The sequence below is a fragment of the Kitasatospora sp. CM 4170 genome (genome assembly GCF_032110285.1).
Taxonomy (GTDB): domain Bacteria; phylum Actinomycetota; class Actinomycetes; order Streptomycetales; family Streptomycetaceae; genus Kitasatospora; species Kitasatospora aburaviensis.
Map to the genome: position 1 here is coordinate 8352643 of NZ_CP134877.1, position 13724 is coordinate 8366366.

Annotated in this window: 13 protein-coding genes and 1 pseudogene; 8 read left to right on the plus strand and 6 right to left on the minus strand. The window is 72.4% G+C overall.

What is annotated here, in order from left to right; all coding sequences use genetic code 11:
- Positions 1-76: 76 nt before the first annotated feature.
- Positions 77-742 (plus strand): TetR/AcrR family transcriptional regulator, encoded by a 666-nt coding sequence (locus RMN57_RS34845; RefSeq protein ID WP_313767290.1) that lies wholly within the window; start codon positions 77-79, stop codon positions 740-742.
- Between the two features lie 118 nt (positions 743-860).
- Here the strand turns inward: RMN57_RS34845 and RMN57_RS34850 are convergent, their stop codons facing one another.
- On the minus strand, positions 861-1163 hold the full coding sequence (locus RMN57_RS34850) for a hypothetical protein (protein ID WP_313767291.1): 303 nt from the start codon (positions 1161-1163) through the stop codon (positions 861-863).
- A 335-nt stretch (positions 1164-1498) separates the two neighbouring features.
- On the opposite strand from RMN57_RS34850, the pseudogene RMN57_RS34855 reads away from it, so the two are divergent.
- Positions 1499-1887 (plus strand): annotated as a pseudogene (locus tag RMN57_RS34855) (hypothetical protein).
- Positions 1888-2051: 164 nt separating this feature from the next.
- On the opposite strand, the gene RMN57_RS34860 reads toward RMN57_RS34855, so the two are convergent.
- Complete coding sequence (locus RMN57_RS34860; protein WP_313767292.1) at positions 2052-3041, minus strand: aldo/keto reductase; 990 nt, start codon at positions 3039-3041, stop codon at positions 2052-2054.
- A gap of 126 nt (positions 3042-3167) precedes the next feature.
- On the opposite strand from RMN57_RS34860, the gene RMN57_RS34865 reads away from it, so the two are divergent.
- Complete coding sequence (locus RMN57_RS34865; protein ID WP_313767293.1) at positions 3168-3740, plus strand: helix-turn-helix domain-containing protein; 573 nt, start codon at positions 3168-3170, stop codon at positions 3738-3740.
- Between the two features lie 95 nt (positions 3741-3835).
- Here the strand turns inward: RMN57_RS34865 and RMN57_RS34870 are convergent, their stop codons facing one another.
- The gene (locus RMN57_RS34870; RefSeq protein ID WP_313767294.1) at positions 3836-4087 is read right to left on the minus strand and encodes a hypothetical protein; all 252 of its coding nucleotides are present in this window, start codon (positions 4085-4087) and stop codon (positions 3836-3838) included.
- A 299-nt stretch (positions 4088-4386) separates the two neighbouring features.
- A complete protein-coding gene (locus RMN57_RS34875) occupies positions 4387-5058 on the minus strand; it encodes a hypothetical protein (RefSeq protein ID WP_313767295.1) in 672 nt (223 codons plus the stop codon).
- A 414-nt stretch (positions 5059-5472) separates the two neighbouring features.
- Here RMN57_RS34875 and RMN57_RS34880 point away from each other — a divergent pair, with 414 nt between their 5' ends.
- The 4 genes from RMN57_RS34880 to RMN57_RS34895 all read left to right on the plus strand — a co-directional run bounded on the left by RMN57_RS34880 (position 5473) and on the right by RMN57_RS34895 (position 10377).
- Positions 5473-6297: a DUF4232 domain-containing protein gene (locus tag RMN57_RS34880; protein WP_313767296.1), complete on the plus strand. Its 825-nt coding sequence runs from the start codon at positions 5473-5475 to the stop codon at positions 6295-6297.
- 109 nt (positions 6298-6406) lie between these two features.
- Positions 6407-7726, plus strand: coding sequence for a helix-turn-helix transcriptional regulator (locus RMN57_RS34885; protein WP_313767297.1), 1320 nt, complete (start codon positions 6407-6409; stop codon positions 7724-7726).
- 200 nt (positions 7727-7926) lie between these two features.
- On the plus strand, positions 7927-8994 hold the full coding sequence (locus RMN57_RS34890; protein WP_313767298.1) for a hypothetical protein: 1068 nt from the start codon (positions 7927-7929) through the stop codon (positions 8992-8994).
- 291 nt (positions 8995-9285) lie between these two features.
- Positions 9286-10377, plus strand: coding sequence for a hypothetical protein (locus tag RMN57_RS34895; protein ID WP_313767299.1), 1092 nt, complete (start codon positions 9286-9288; stop codon positions 10375-10377).
- Positions 10378-10548: 171 nt separating this feature from the next.
- Here the strand turns inward: RMN57_RS34895 and RMN57_RS34900 are convergent, their stop codons facing one another.
- Entirely contained in the window at positions 10549-11319 is a 771-nt protein-coding gene (locus RMN57_RS34900; RefSeq protein ID WP_313767300.1) for a hypothetical protein, read from the minus strand.
- Between the two features lie 336 nt (positions 11320-11655).
- Between RMN57_RS34900 and RMN57_RS34905 the strand changes: the two genes are divergently transcribed.
- Positions 11656-12351 (plus strand): type 1 glutamine amidotransferase domain-containing protein, encoded by a 696-nt coding sequence (locus RMN57_RS34905; protein WP_313767301.1) that lies wholly within the window; start codon positions 11656-11658, stop codon positions 12349-12351.
- Between the two features lie 137 nt (positions 12352-12488).
- Here RMN57_RS34905 and RMN57_RS34910 read toward each other — a convergent pair whose 3' ends face one another.
- A complete protein-coding gene (locus RMN57_RS34910; protein WP_313767302.1) occupies positions 12489-13538 on the minus strand; it encodes an ROK family protein in 1050 nt (349 codons plus the stop codon).
- Positions 13539-13724 lie beyond the last annotated feature (186 nt).

Below are 13724 nucleotides of genomic sequence, written 5' to 3' on the forward strand. Positions count from 1 at the left end.
CTTACGCCGTAAGTAGAGCACTTACGGCGTAAGCTCGTCAACGTTTGGAGACCGCGAGAGGAAGTGACCGGCCACCGTGACCCGACGTACCACCCCGCAGCCGAACCGCGAGACGCTCACCCGGCAGCGGGTGCTGCAGGCCGCCGTCGAACTCGCCAACGCCGGCGGCCTGGGGGCGCTCAGCATGCGCAAGCTCGGCGAGGCCGTCGGAGTCGAGGCGATGTCCCTCTACAACCACGTGGCCAACAAGGAGGACCTGCTCGACGGCATGGTCGACCTGGTCTTCGGCGAGGTCGCCCTGCCCGCGCCGGGTGACGACTGGCGACAGGCGATGCGTCAGCGGGCGATCTCCATGCGCCTCGTACTGTCCCGCCACCGCTGGGCGATCGGGCTGATGGAGTCGCGCTCCACCCCCGGCCCGGCCACTCTGCGTCACCACGACGCCGTCCTCGGCTGCCTGCGCCGGGGCGGGTTCTCCCTCACCCTGACCGCCCACGCCGTCTCGGTCCTCGACAGCTACATCTACGGGTTCGCCCTGCAGGAGAAGGCCCTGCCGTTCGACTCCCCGCAGGAGACCGCCGAACTGGCGGAGTCCATCACGAGCGGATTCGGTGACGGCGAGTACCCGTACCTGACCGAGATCGCGACCGCCCACGTCATGCGTCCCGGGTACGCCTACGGCGACGAGTTCGAGTTCGGACTCGACCTCGTCCTCGACGGCCTCCAGAAGGCGGCGGGCTGACGAGCGGGCTGACGAGCGGGCCGCCGCCGAAGCCGCGGCCGCCGAGGGGAGGCGGCGCGGCCCGGTTGCGGCGCACCGCGGTCGAGCCGGCCGGCGGCCAGGGCGGCGACCGGTTCGGTCAGCCGATGACCTGGAAGGACTCGACGGGCTCGAAGGCCGTGACGGTGACCATTACGTCGACCGGCGAGTTCGACTCGGTGTGCAGGAGGAATTCCACGCCCCCGGCCTCGCCCCCGGGCTTCCCGTGGGGGCCGATGTTGGTCACGTACACGTTGGGTTCGTGGCCGGCCTCCCCGAGGACGGGGCGTCCGTCGGTCCCGAAGACACCTCCGGAGAACTGCCACATCGCGGCCGTGACGAGGACGGCGGACTCCTGTGTGATGGCGTCGAAGTTGTGGTTGTGGCGGGTCCTGCCCTGCATGTTGCGAAGGATGAAGCGCGACGATCGGGCCATGATGCCTCCCGGCGTGAACGGTGCGGAGTGCGAGCGGAAGGGTGCTCTGGGATCAGCTTGACCGCTGCGCGTCCGGTTCGTCGGGTGGCTTGGGCTATTCGCGGGGCCCGGTGATCCCGGTTGGCGAGCCGGTGGTCCCGGTGGTCCCGGTGGGAACGATCGCGTCACGCCACCGTCGCCAGGGCCGGGGTGTGGTGGGCAGACGCAGTGCCGGCCCGGCCGGCCGCCTGATCCCAGGCCGGGGCCCTTCAACATGCCGAGGGATACGCTGCGATGAACCGACCGACGCACCAGGGGACACCGTGAGCCGACGACCGCTGCTGTTCCTGGACATCGACGGCCCGCTGAACCCGTATGCGACGCTGACCGGGACGTGTCCCGAGGGCCATCTCACGGTCCACCTCTCGGCCGAGGCGCGTCGGCCCTCCGCGATGACAAGCCCCCGGTCCTACGTGAGACCGGAAACGATGTGGCTCAACCCTGCACATGGTGAGGCCCTGCTGCCGGCGGCCGGTCCTTCGTGTGGGTGGACGACGAGCAGACCGATGCGGACCACGCGCACATCACCGCCAACCACCCCGGCCGGTCCCTGCTCCACCACGTCAACCCGCGTATCGGCCTACAGGACGAGGACTTCACCGCAATCGCCGGCTTCGCCGCTTCCGCCGGCCAAGCTGCCACGCCTGCCTGAGCAAGCGCCGGGTCATGTCTTCGAGAGCCTCGTCGGAGGCCTTCTCGCGGATCACGGCTTGATCCGACGGTGGCGCGGGTGGGCGCGGTCGGCGAGGGAGGAGTAGGCCGCCTTGGACCGGACCTGGCGCGGCACCGACCTTGCGGCGATGCCGTTCAGTGAAGTCAGGCGCCGGCGTCGGAGATCTCGTCGAGTCGGGCGATGGCGTCGGCGGGGAGGTCCAGAGCGAAGCCCGCCAGGTTTCCGGTGAGTTGGTCGAGTGTGCGCGGGCCGATGATCACCGAAGTGACGCCCGGTCGCTGCCGTACCCAGGCGAGTGCCACAGCGGTCGAGGTCGAGCCCAGGCCCGCCGCGATCTTGGCAGCCTCTTCGGCGATGTCCAGGTTGCGCTCGGTGAGTAGGTCCTTGGCCCAGGCGCGAGCCAGTGGTGAGGGAGAGTTCAGCAGTCGACCGATTCGCGACGCCCTGTCGGGGGTGTCGTCCCGCACGTAGCGGCCGGTCAGGACACCGCCGCCGAGCGGGGACCAGGTCAGGGTCCCGAGTCCGTGCCGTTCGCAGGTCGGCAGGATCTCCGGTTCGATACCGCGGGCCAGCAGCGAGTACTGCGACTGCAGGCTGACGAACCGTGTGCCGCCGCCGCGTTCGGCCGCCCACTGCGACTCCACGATCTGGGCGGCGGTGAAGTTCGAGCAGCCGATGTAGCGCACCTTTCCCGAGCGGACGAAGCCGTCGAGGGTCGCCATGGTCTCGTCGATCGGAGTTTCCGGATCCCATTGGTGGCACTGGTAGAGGTCGATGTAGTCCGTGCCGAGCCGGCGCAGGCTGGCGTCGAGGGCGCGGGTGAGATGGGCTCGGGAGAGTCCCTTGTCGTTGGCGCCGGATCCCTGGGGAAGGAAGGCCTTGGTGGCGAGGACGACGGAGTCGCGTCGTCTTCCGATGGCCCGGCCCACGATCCGCTCGGACTCGCCGCCGGTGTACGCGTCGGCGGTGTCTATGACGTTGTGACCGGAGTCCAGGAAGGTGTCGATGATGCGCCGGGCGTCGGCCTCGTCGCAGCTACCGACACCCACCCCTCCGGTGGGGCCGAAGTTCATGGTGCCCAGGCATGCTCGGGAGACCTTCAGGCCGGAGCTGCCGAGCCGTGCGTATTCCATCTTCGGTGGCCTTCTGCTCGTCGGATGCGTCTGGTCGGGCCCGATAGAATCGGATCACGCGTTCCGGTTGGACGATACGGAACGGCTGTTCCGGATGTCAATGAGTCAGACGAGTCAGGGAGAGGCATGACCAAGGAGGACAAACCGCTGCGTGCGGATGCCCGGCGCAACCGGGCCCGCGTTTTGGAGGCGGCCGAGGCCGTCCTGGCCCGTGACGGGGTCGCGGCGTCGATGCGGGCGGTGGCGCAGGAGGCGGGCGTTGGCCTCGGCACGATCTACCGGCACTTCCCGACCCGGGAGACGCTCTACGAAGCGATCCTCGTCGCCCGAATGGAGCGCCTGGTCGAGCACGTGCCGGCCTTGCGTGAGGCGGAGGACGCAGGTGCGGCGTTCTTCGGCTTCTTCACTGACATCGTCGACAACGCAACCCGGATGAGGGCTGTGGCCGATGTCCTCGCCGATGCCGGGATCGATGTCAAGGCGGGCATGTCGGAGGTCGGCAGTGCCGTGCGGTCCGCCATCGAGCTGCTTCTGGTTCGCGCCCAGCAGCAGGGTGCGGTGCGCGAGGACCTGCGTATGCCCGAACTGCTGGCCCTGCTGGGCGCCGTGTGCATGGCGGCGGAACGCCATCAGTGGGAACCCGAGTTGCGAGATCGAACACTTGGAGTCGTGTTCGACGGCTGCCGTCCGCACCACTGATCCGGGGAGTGTCCAATAGAAGGACGGGATGATCGCCGAGGCCGCCGCCCGGGGGCAGGCGGCGTGCTTGTTCCGCCAGATGATGAAGCGGCGGATCATACTGCCCTGTGCCTTGTGACCGGACATCCGGTCGCCAACTGCCCTGGGCGGGAAGCGGTCCCCTTGTCCGGGTGCGTCATCTCGACGCCGGTGACCATCCCCGCAGGGACATCGTCCACATAGGCGATCAGGAGGTGATGGCGCTCATCCGCCAGGAACCGTTCAGTCGCCTTCTGAGCTGGGGCGGTGTCGAAGAGGTGCCCGGCGGCGTTGACGGCCTCGACCCGAGTGACGCGGCGGATCTCCATTCGGGGATCCTGACAGGTTCCGGCATCGAAAGCCGGCGATTTCGCCACCCGAGCGTGCCCGGCCCGGAACCCGGCTCCGCCTCTGATGCCACGACCCTCGAAGCCACCCCACTGCCGCCCCTGAGCCTGTCGTCTGGTCGGTGTATTCGGAGCTGGTCAATTGGTACAGGGCTTCGGCCGTCATGGTGGGTACCTATCGCCAGAAGCTTCACCCTCACTGAACAACCGGGCTTTCGAACAGGCCGCACGCTGCCGAAGCAGGCACCGGACCCGGATCCCCGGTCCGCCCGCCCTGCCGGTCAGCCCCGCTGATAGTGCGCGAGGTACCCGGCGAGCTCGTCGTCCATGGTCTCCCCGCCGTACCCGTGCAGCGCGCACCAGAGGCGGTTCTCCACCCAGAAGCGGTACGCGAACTCCTCGAACGAGGCAGCGCACCAGGCGATGGCCCCGAACCAGTCCACCGGCACGCCAGGTTCGTCCCGCTCGGGTGCGTCTTCGAGGTCCAGAGGGGAGGCCACCACGAAGGCTTCGCCGGTGGGGCGGAGGTAGAGGTACCAGTGCACGCAGTCCTGCTGGTCGCGCAGGAACCGGACCAGGAAGGCACCGGGCTCCACCGGGCTCGCAATCGGCGATGAAACATCCGTCCAGCAGGCCGTTGCCGACACTGCGTCCAGGGCCTGGTGGCTCGCGGCGCCGCTCTGGAAGGCGATGAAGTCCGCGGGCAGCGCGATCCCGGCACCCGCCAGTTCGGCGGCGACGGCGTCAAGGTGCTTGGCGAGCTCCGGCATCACCGGGCCGGTGCCGCCGAGCCACCCGAACCCGCCGTCGAAACGGGCCGGGTCCAGCGGTGGCAGCGTGCCGGAGTCGTACCACTCGTAGGTGCCGCCGCACGGGCGGTGCGGACCGAGGTCGGTGGCGCACCAGAAGGCTTGGAAGGCGGGTCGGTAGGTCGGTTCGGTGGTGGCGGTCACGATGCTCCTCGGTGCGGGTTGTTGCGTCACCACGCATCCTGCCAACCGGGACTGACAGCCTGCAGAGCTGCTGCCCGTCCCGGTGCCGGCCGTCGTTCCCGCCCGGCCGGTTCCCACGGAAGGTGGCATGACGAGGCGGGCGCGCTGCTGACGATGGCGGCTGGAGTGACACGGCGCCCGTGGTGACCTGTGTGTGCATCCTGACCGGGGGATGACGCCGCCGCGTCCCGGCGGGCCGTTCCAGGAGGTTCATGAATCCGCAGGTCAGATGGGGTGGAATCGTTCCCGCGTGCCGGATCGGCGGCAGGGGGTGGTGGGTGGGACGGATGGCGGGCCACAGTCTGTTCGGCGGGGCGCCGATGGTGGCGCCGACCGCCTTCCACCATCCGTGCTTCGCTTCTCCGGGGGTTCGTCATGTCTGTTCGCCGTGCTCTGTTCGTGCCGTCCGCGCTTGCCGGCGCCGTTCTCGCCCTGACCGCCTGCGGGCCCGACACGGTGGCCGCCGGACCGCGGCCGGCGGCCACCTCGGCCACCTCCGCCCCTGCCGGTGCGTCCGGTGCGTCCGGTGCCGCCGCCCCGAATCCGGCGGCGCCGCCGGCCGCCGCCGCGTCGTCCGGCGCGCAGGTCCCGTCCGGTTCGGGCCCGGCCGCTGCGGGGCCGGGCGCGGGCAAGCCGACCGCCGGCGCCTCCCGGGGCGGCGGGGCCGGTGGCAACGGGAGCGCCGGGAGCGCCGCGAGCCCGGCAGCCGGTTCCGGTGGCGCCGACGACGACTCGTACGCCTACGCCCACCCCTGTGAGGGCAAGAACCTGTCGGTGCGGGTGACCACCCGCCCGCAGGCGCCGACCCAGCGGGTGATCGAGGTGCGCAACCAGGGCCCGCACGCCTGCGGTCTGAGCTACTACCCGATGGTGAGCCTGGGTGACGCGCGATCCGCGGACCGGAGCAAGGACGTCAGGCCGCTGGTCCCCGGCGGGCTGGGTGGCGCTCCCGCCTACCCGGTCGGGGCCGGCCGGACGGCGTACGCCGTGATCGACCTCGATCCGGCCGGGGCGGGTGCCGGTACCGCGTCCGGGATCGACCAGCTCAACGTGCTGGCCGACGGTGACCACATGCCCACCGCCGAGACGCGCAACTTCCCGCTCGGCACCGGCGCGGTCGTCAAGCCGAAGCTGGGCCTGTACCGGAGCTCCGTCGTGGACGCGGCCGCCAGCGCGTCCACCGCGGACCGGCAGCCCTGAGCCCGCGCGCGGCCCACCCGGAATTGGGGACCCCGGACCGGCAACCGGTAGCGTGAGCTGCGGGTTCGGTGTGGAGCCGGGCCGGGCCGCGGTGTGGGGGAGTCAGAACATGGGCGTGGAGACCGACGGGTTCGCCGGGATGCTGAGGGCGCTGAAGGAACGTTCGGGCCACAGCTACGGCGTGCTCGCGGCCCGACTGCACACCAGCACCTCCACGCTGCACCGCTACTGCAACGGCGCGGCGGTCCCCTCCGAGTACGCGCCGGTGGAGCGGTTCGCCCGGGTCTGCGGGGCCAAGGACGACGAACTCGTCGAGCTGCACCGCCGCTGGATCCTGGCGGACGCGGCGCGGCGCCGGGAGACGGGCACGGTGACACCCAAGCCGGCACCAGCACCGGCACCGGCACCGGCACCGGCGCCTGAGCCTGCGCCCGATCCGGATCCGCTAGCGGACCGGGAGTCGCAGGCAAGCTCGGATGTCGTGGCGAGGGTGCAGCCGTCAGGGCTGGCGGCCGGGACCGGCCGATGGCGTTCCAGGGCGATACTCGGTGCGGTTGCCGTGGTGGGCTTGGCCGCCGCGGTGCCGGCGTTCGTCCTGAACGGCCGTGGTGGACCCGCCGCCACCTCGGCTTCCGCCCCCGCCGTCTCCGCGCCCGCCTCCGCCACCTCCACGTCGGCCTCCGCCGTGAGCGCCGGCCCGACCGCGACCGTGACCGGTGCGGCCCCGACTCCGGCCGTGAGTCCGCCGTCCTCGGGCGGCTTCCCCGCGACGCCGTCGCCCACCGCGTCGGCACCGGTCGACGAGAGCCCCGCCCCCTTTCACGTCAACGTCCTGACCGACAACTGGGGCAGCCCCTGCGGCCAGTGGTTCCTCTCCGCCCGTTCCCCGGGCCAGGTGACCGCGCCGCCGGACACCGCAGCGGACATCGACAGCTGGGCGGCCGCCCAGCAGGCGGTCCCGGGTGGACACCTGCGCCTGCAACTGACCGCCCAGGGCGCCAGCGCCACGCCGGTCGTCCTGCACGCCGCGTACGTCCAGGTCGTCGGTAGGCAGCCGGCACCCAAGGGGAACGCCTACACACCCGGCTCCGGTTGCGGTGGTGCCCTCGCCCCGGCGGCTCTGGCGGTGGACCTCGACGCGCCCGCGCCCCGGGCCGTCCCCGTACCGGCCGAGGGGAGTGCGGGCAAGTCCACTGTCTCGAACTTCCCCTACCGCGTCTCCGTGACCGACCCGCAGGTTTTCAACGTCGATGCCGCCACCACCTCGCAGGACGTCACCTGGTACCTCGATCTGGTCTGGACCAGCGGTGATCGCCAGGGCAGGCTCCGCGTCGACGACCACGGCCGGCCCTTTCACACCGTCGGCATCCGCGACGCGGCGGCGTTCTCCTACGACGGGCGGAAGTGGTCCCCGACCCAGCCCGATTAGGGGGCCGGCGTGCCCTCACCCGGTTCTCCGCAGGGGCGGTCCGCGACAGTCCGGCCGACGGCTGGTCCGACCGGCGCCGCTTGACTGCGACCGCCACCGATACACGGCCGAGACGTCTTTACCGGGCCCTGATCCATTCGACGGGGGAGCGAGACCCGTTCCACGCGAGACCTTGATGTCCCGTTCCTACCGTTGCGCCCATGCCGATGACACCAGGAACCTCCGTCACCGACCGCGCGCTGCCCCGCCGGCTCGCCGCCGTCGCAGCCCTCCTGCTGAGTGCGACCACCGCAGCGGTGCTGCTGCCGGGTGCGGCCGTCGCCGCCGAACGCGACGTCGTGACCACGCACGCCGGCGCCACCACCGCCGAGGAGCGCAGCCGGATCGACGCCTACTGGACGCCCGACCGGATGCGGCTGGCGGGCGCCCTGATCCCCGAGATCACTCCCGTGCCCGAGGACGACCACACACCCGACGACCCCCGGCCGTTGCCGGCCGACACCCCGGACCCGGGGGCGGTCTGGAGTCACGGCGGAGCGGTGGACCGCAGTGTCGGCCGACTCTTCTTCACCTTCTCCGACGGCTACGACGGCAGTTGCACCGCGACGGTCGTCACCGGCGCGAACCGCAGCACCGTCCTCACCGCGGCGCACTGCCTGCGGGGCGTCGGTTCCCCCGCCAACGCCGACACCTGGAACCACAACCTGTACTTCGTACCCGGCTACCGCAACGGCACGAAGCCGCTCGGCGGCTTCAGCGTCAGGAGCATGGCCACCTCCTCCCGCTGGGACGCCGATCCGGGCAGCACGACCTCGGACGACGTAGCCGTGGCCGGCTTCGACACCGGGGTTCTCGTGGTGAACCGCTCGGCCGAGGGGCGGCCGGTCGCGGACGTCACGGGGAGCCAGCGGATCGCGTTCACCCGGCCTGCGGAGGGCGAGTTCGTCCACACCTTCGGCTATCCGAAGGACCGGCTCAACAACCCGGACGGCAAGTACACCGGCTCACGCATGATCCACTGTGCCGGACCCGTCCGGCCCGGCTCTGCGGCCCCCCTCCTGTGGGGCGGGTCCTGCGACATGTCGCACGGGGCGAGCGGTGGCCCCCACCTCACCGGCTTCGACACCCGGACCGGCACGGGGACCGTCGTCGGCGTCACCACCGCCACCGACGAACTCGCGGGCGGCCCGGCGGGCACGCTCTACGCCACCCGTCTCGGCGACAGCGCCCACCGCCTCTACGACTGGGCGCGGATCCGAGCGGTCTGATCGCTCGTCCGCAGGGCCGCCCCGGCCGACCTCGCCGCCCCGGATGCCGCGGGAGGCCGCAGGCCGGGGCCGGCCCGTCGCAGCAGTCCCACCAGGGCGGCCGGTGCCGGTCCCCGAGGCGGGTGGTCGGCCCGGAGGGGGCTCGGGCCTGCGGGCGCACACTGCACCGAGTCGTGCACGGGTCGGCGGGGCCGCGGTGCGCGTCCTAGGCTGGAGGGAGAGACATGGCAGGCCCGCGCCCTTAGAGGCGTCGCACCCGAACCCCTCCCGCGCGGAAAGGGGGCCTTCGTCATGACCACTCAAACCCTTCAGTTCACGTTAGAGACCGTCGACGACTCCGCCGAGGTCCTGGGGCAGTCCTTCCTCGCCGTGGACGGCACCGGGGAACCCGCCATCGCCTACGTGGTCGGTACTGCGGTCGGCACCACCGTGAGGGTGGCCCGTCGGCAGAACGGTCACTGGACGCACGAGGACACGGGCGGCATCGCCGCGGGGGACGACGTGCGGATCAGTCTGAGCTTCGACTCGGCCAACGTCCCGCACATCGCCTACCGGGACGGCCAGAGCGGCAACGCGATCTTCGCCACCAGGCGCGACGACGGCGGCTGGTCCCGCGAGGAGATCCCCACCCAGGCCGGGATCATCGTGCGCGCCGCCGCCGACGTCTCCATGCAGATCGAGCCGAACCTGAACGATCCGCCGTTCGCCGACACCCCGACCGTCGGGTACCGCGACGCGTTCAACGGCGACTCCGCGGCGGTCGCGCGGAAGATCGGCGGAACCTGGCAGATCAGCGGCGTCGACGCACCGAGCGATGTGAGGACAGGCCTGTCGCTGGCCTTCGACAGCAGCGCCGGGCTCAGGCTCGCCTACTTCCAGGGCTTCGACGACGGCTCGCCGGTGATCCCGCAACCGCTGAAGCTGGCGCAGGAACAGGTAAGCGACGCCGAGGACCCCCACCCGCCGACCTTCGTCAACGGTGTGATCGACCCGGACATGCGCGCCGCCGAGAGCGTGTCCATGGCCCGAGGCCTGTTCTCCAAGGTGCTCGTCGCGTACGCCGACGTCCGGACCCGCACCGTGCGCGCCTGGTCCAGTTCCTTCGGGTCGCCCCCGAGCATCGACGTGGTCGCGCAGGGCAACGACGCCAACGGCCCCCGGCGCCCCTCCGCCGCGGGCGACCCGCACCAGACTCTGTTCATCGCCTACCTCGACAACGGTCAGGTCGTGCTCGCCAGGCGCGGACCCGCCGGGTGGAGCGGTCAGCCGGTGGCCACCGGCGACGGCTGGCCGTCCCTGGAGTTCGGAAAGAACGGCACGGCCCACCTCGCCTACGGAACCGGGAGGTTGATGTACGCCCGCGGCACCGTTGGTACCGGCTGACCGGCTGACCGGCTGACCGGTACCGCCCGACCGGCACGGGCCGACCGACACCGCCTGACCGCGCGCCGCGACCGCTTCCCGGCCGGCTGCCGACCCGGGCCGACTCGCCCCCCGCCTCGCCGGCCGACTCGCCCCCCGCCTCGCCGACCGCCCGTGCCGGTGCGGCGGTCCTCAGCTCGGGTAGGTGATCGTGCCCAGCGGCGGACAGGGCAGGAGCACGGTGCCGGCACCGGGGCGTTCGACGAACGCCCGGGCCGCGCCCGCCTGCAGGCGGTGGGACTCCAGCTCGTCGGCTTGCCAGGCATGGCGCCTGGCGCGGGCGTAGTCCCAGGTGTCGTCGATGAGGCTGAGGCTGACGTTGTCGGAACTGCGCCGGAGGTCCCGCTTGACGGCGGCCTGCTGGAATGCGGTCTGGGCCGCGGCGAGATCCAGGCGGGTGATCAGGACACCGGGGGTGTTCGGTTCGCGGGTCGGCAACGGAGCCTGCGGGAGCAGCGACACCCCGGTGTCGAGGCGGTCGATGTTGTCGATGGTCGCCCGCTGGGCGTCCCTCGCCATGATCTGGATCTCCCGGTGCAGCCAGAAGAACTCGTCGAGGTCGGCCTGGGTGATGCGCATCCGCTGGTACAGGGCCTGGAAGCGGGGATCGTGGTGCAGCGCGCGTACGGGGGGCAGGTGGAGCGCCACGCAGTCGTTGTAGCCGGCGGTCACCGCGGCGTCGAGGTGGAAGATGAACCGGTCCGTCTCTCCGCCTGTGAAGGCCACGTCGGCGAGGCTCGCATGGCCCGCGGCGACGAGCCACGTGCCCTCGGGGCCGAGCGCCGTGGCGCGCGCGACGACGTCGTGGAGGCCCGCGGTGCCCACAGCGGAGGCGCCATGGGTCAGGAGCCCCACCAGGGTTTCGTGAACACGGGCGATCAGGGAGTTGACGGTGTCGGCCATGGATCTCCTCGGGCCTCGATGGTGACGGGTGAACGGGGTGGTGACTCTGCGTCAGTGTTGAGTTTGTGGCAGCTCCATGGAGATGACGGGTGGGGCGGGTGAGCGGTTCCTGCTCGTGTCCGGCCGTGTAGGCGATCCCGGTGAGGAACCGACCGTCTGGCGTCCGGCACCGGCGTTGCCGTCGGCCGTCGACGCGTGAGCGCGCCTAGGTTCGAGGGCGACAAGCACCCCGACGCCGCGTGCCCCGACAGCAGGGCGCCCCGACGCCGCGTCCCCGCGATGCGCCCCGGTGCCGGGCGAGGCCGGGGTACCGACCCGAAGCTGGGAGACCGCACCGTGGCAAGGATCCTCTTCGTGATGACCGGCGCCGACCGCTGGACGATGGCGGACGGCACCAAGCACCCGACCGGCTTCTGGGCCGAGGAGGCCGCCGTCCCGTACAGGCTGTTCAAGGACGCCGGCCACGACATCACCGTCGCCACCCCGGGCGGCGTGGTCCCCACCGTCGACCGCGCAAGCCTCGCCCCGGAGGTGAACGGCGGCGCGGAGGGGGCGCAGCGGGTCGCCGAGACGCTCGCGGGGTTCGCCGAGCTCCAGCACCCCGTCCGGCTCGCGGACGTCGAGCTCGACGACTACGACGCCGTCTTCTACCCCGGCGGCCACGGCCCGATGGAGGACCTCTCCGGTGACGCCGACTCGGGCCGGCTGCTGGCCCGCGCGCTGCGCTCCGGCAAGCCCCTCGGCGTGGTCTGTCACGGCCCGGCCGCTCTGCTCGCCGCGGTCGACGCCGACGGGACCAACGCGTTCGCCGGCTACCGGGTGGCCGCCTTCACCAACGACGAGGAGGCCCAGGCCGGCCTTGCCGACAAGGCTCCGTGGCTGCTCCAGGACCGGCTCCGCGAGGCGGGCGTCCTGGTCCAGGAGGGCGAGCCGTGGGCGCCCTTCGTGGTCGAGGACCGCAACCTGGTGACCGGCCAGAACCCCTCCTCCGCCGGGCCGCTGGCCGAGGAGCTGCTGAAGAGGCTGGCCTGACCACGCCGGTGGACGGCGGCCGGCGGCTGGTGGACGGCGGCTGGTGACCGCGGCTCGCCGTCGGCGAGCGGTGGCCGCCGGGGAGCCGGACGAGGGGAAGCCGGACAGCGGTCCGTCGGCCGCCAGGCGTGGCTGGTTCAGCGGCCGTCGACTGTCGGGGCGGCGGCCGTGGGGGCGTCGGCCGTGGGTGCGTCGAGGGCCAGGGCGGCGGCGCCGACCAGGCCGGCGTCGGTGCCCAGCCGGGCGGGCAGGACGGTCACGCCGGCGGCGAAGGGGAGGGCGGCGTAGTCGGCGAGGTGGCGCCGGAGGGGCTCGAAGAAGAGCTCGCCGGCCTGGGCGACGCCGCCGCCGACCACGGCGGCCTCGATCTCCACCAGGGTCGCGGTGGCGGCGATCCCCGCCGCGAGCGCGCGGGCGGCGCCGTCGAAGGCCTGCCGGGCGATCGGGTCGCCGGCCCGGGCGGCCTCGGCCACCGCGGCGGCGGAGGCGTCGGCCGTGTCCCGGGTGGCGGCCGTGTCCACGGTGGCGGCCGGGCGCCAGCCGGCCTCGCGGGCGGCGCGAGCGATGGCGGTCCCGCTGGCCAGGCCCTCGATGCAGCCGCGCGAGCCGCACGGGCAAGGGCGGCCGTCGAGGTCGACGGTGATGTGGCCGAGGTGGCCGGCGTTGCCGGTGGGGCCGGTGTGCAGCCTGCCGTCGAGGATCAGCCCGGCGCCGACGCCGGTGGAGACGACGATGCAGAGCGCGTTCCGGTAGGGGCGGGCGGCGCCCCGCCAGTGCTCGGCGGCGGCCATCGCGACGGCGTCGCCGCCGAGGACGACCGGCCGGCCCTTGACGCCCGGGTGCTCGGCGACGGCGTCGCGCAGCGGGAAGTCGCGCCAGCCGGGGATGTTCACCGGGCTGACCGTGCCGCGCCGGATGTCGACCGGTCCGGCACTGCCGATGCCGACCGCGCGGACCGCCGCTGCCAGCGGGTGCTCGGCGACGAGGTCCAGGACCCGGTGCACGGTGGCGAGCACCGCCTCGGCGCTCTCCCGGGCCGGGGTGGGCAGCTGCACCCGGTGGAGGAGTTCGCCGTCCGGTCCGACCAGACCACCGGCGATCTTGGTGCCGCCGACATCGAGCGCGGCGAGCAGGGACGGCTGCTCGGGGCGCTGGTCGTCGGCGGCGGCGGCCCGGTCATGGCGCATCGTGGTTACTCCGGCGGTCGTGGGCGGGCGGGCGTCCGGCCGCGGGTGCGGGCCCGGTGTCGTGGCGGTGGCCGTGACGGTCGGTCGGGCCGATTCTGACCACTTCTGACAACGTTGTCCAGGCGGTGGGGCGGTGGGGCGGTGGGGCAGTAGGGCGGCGGGGGCGATGGCGGCGGTGGGTGGTGG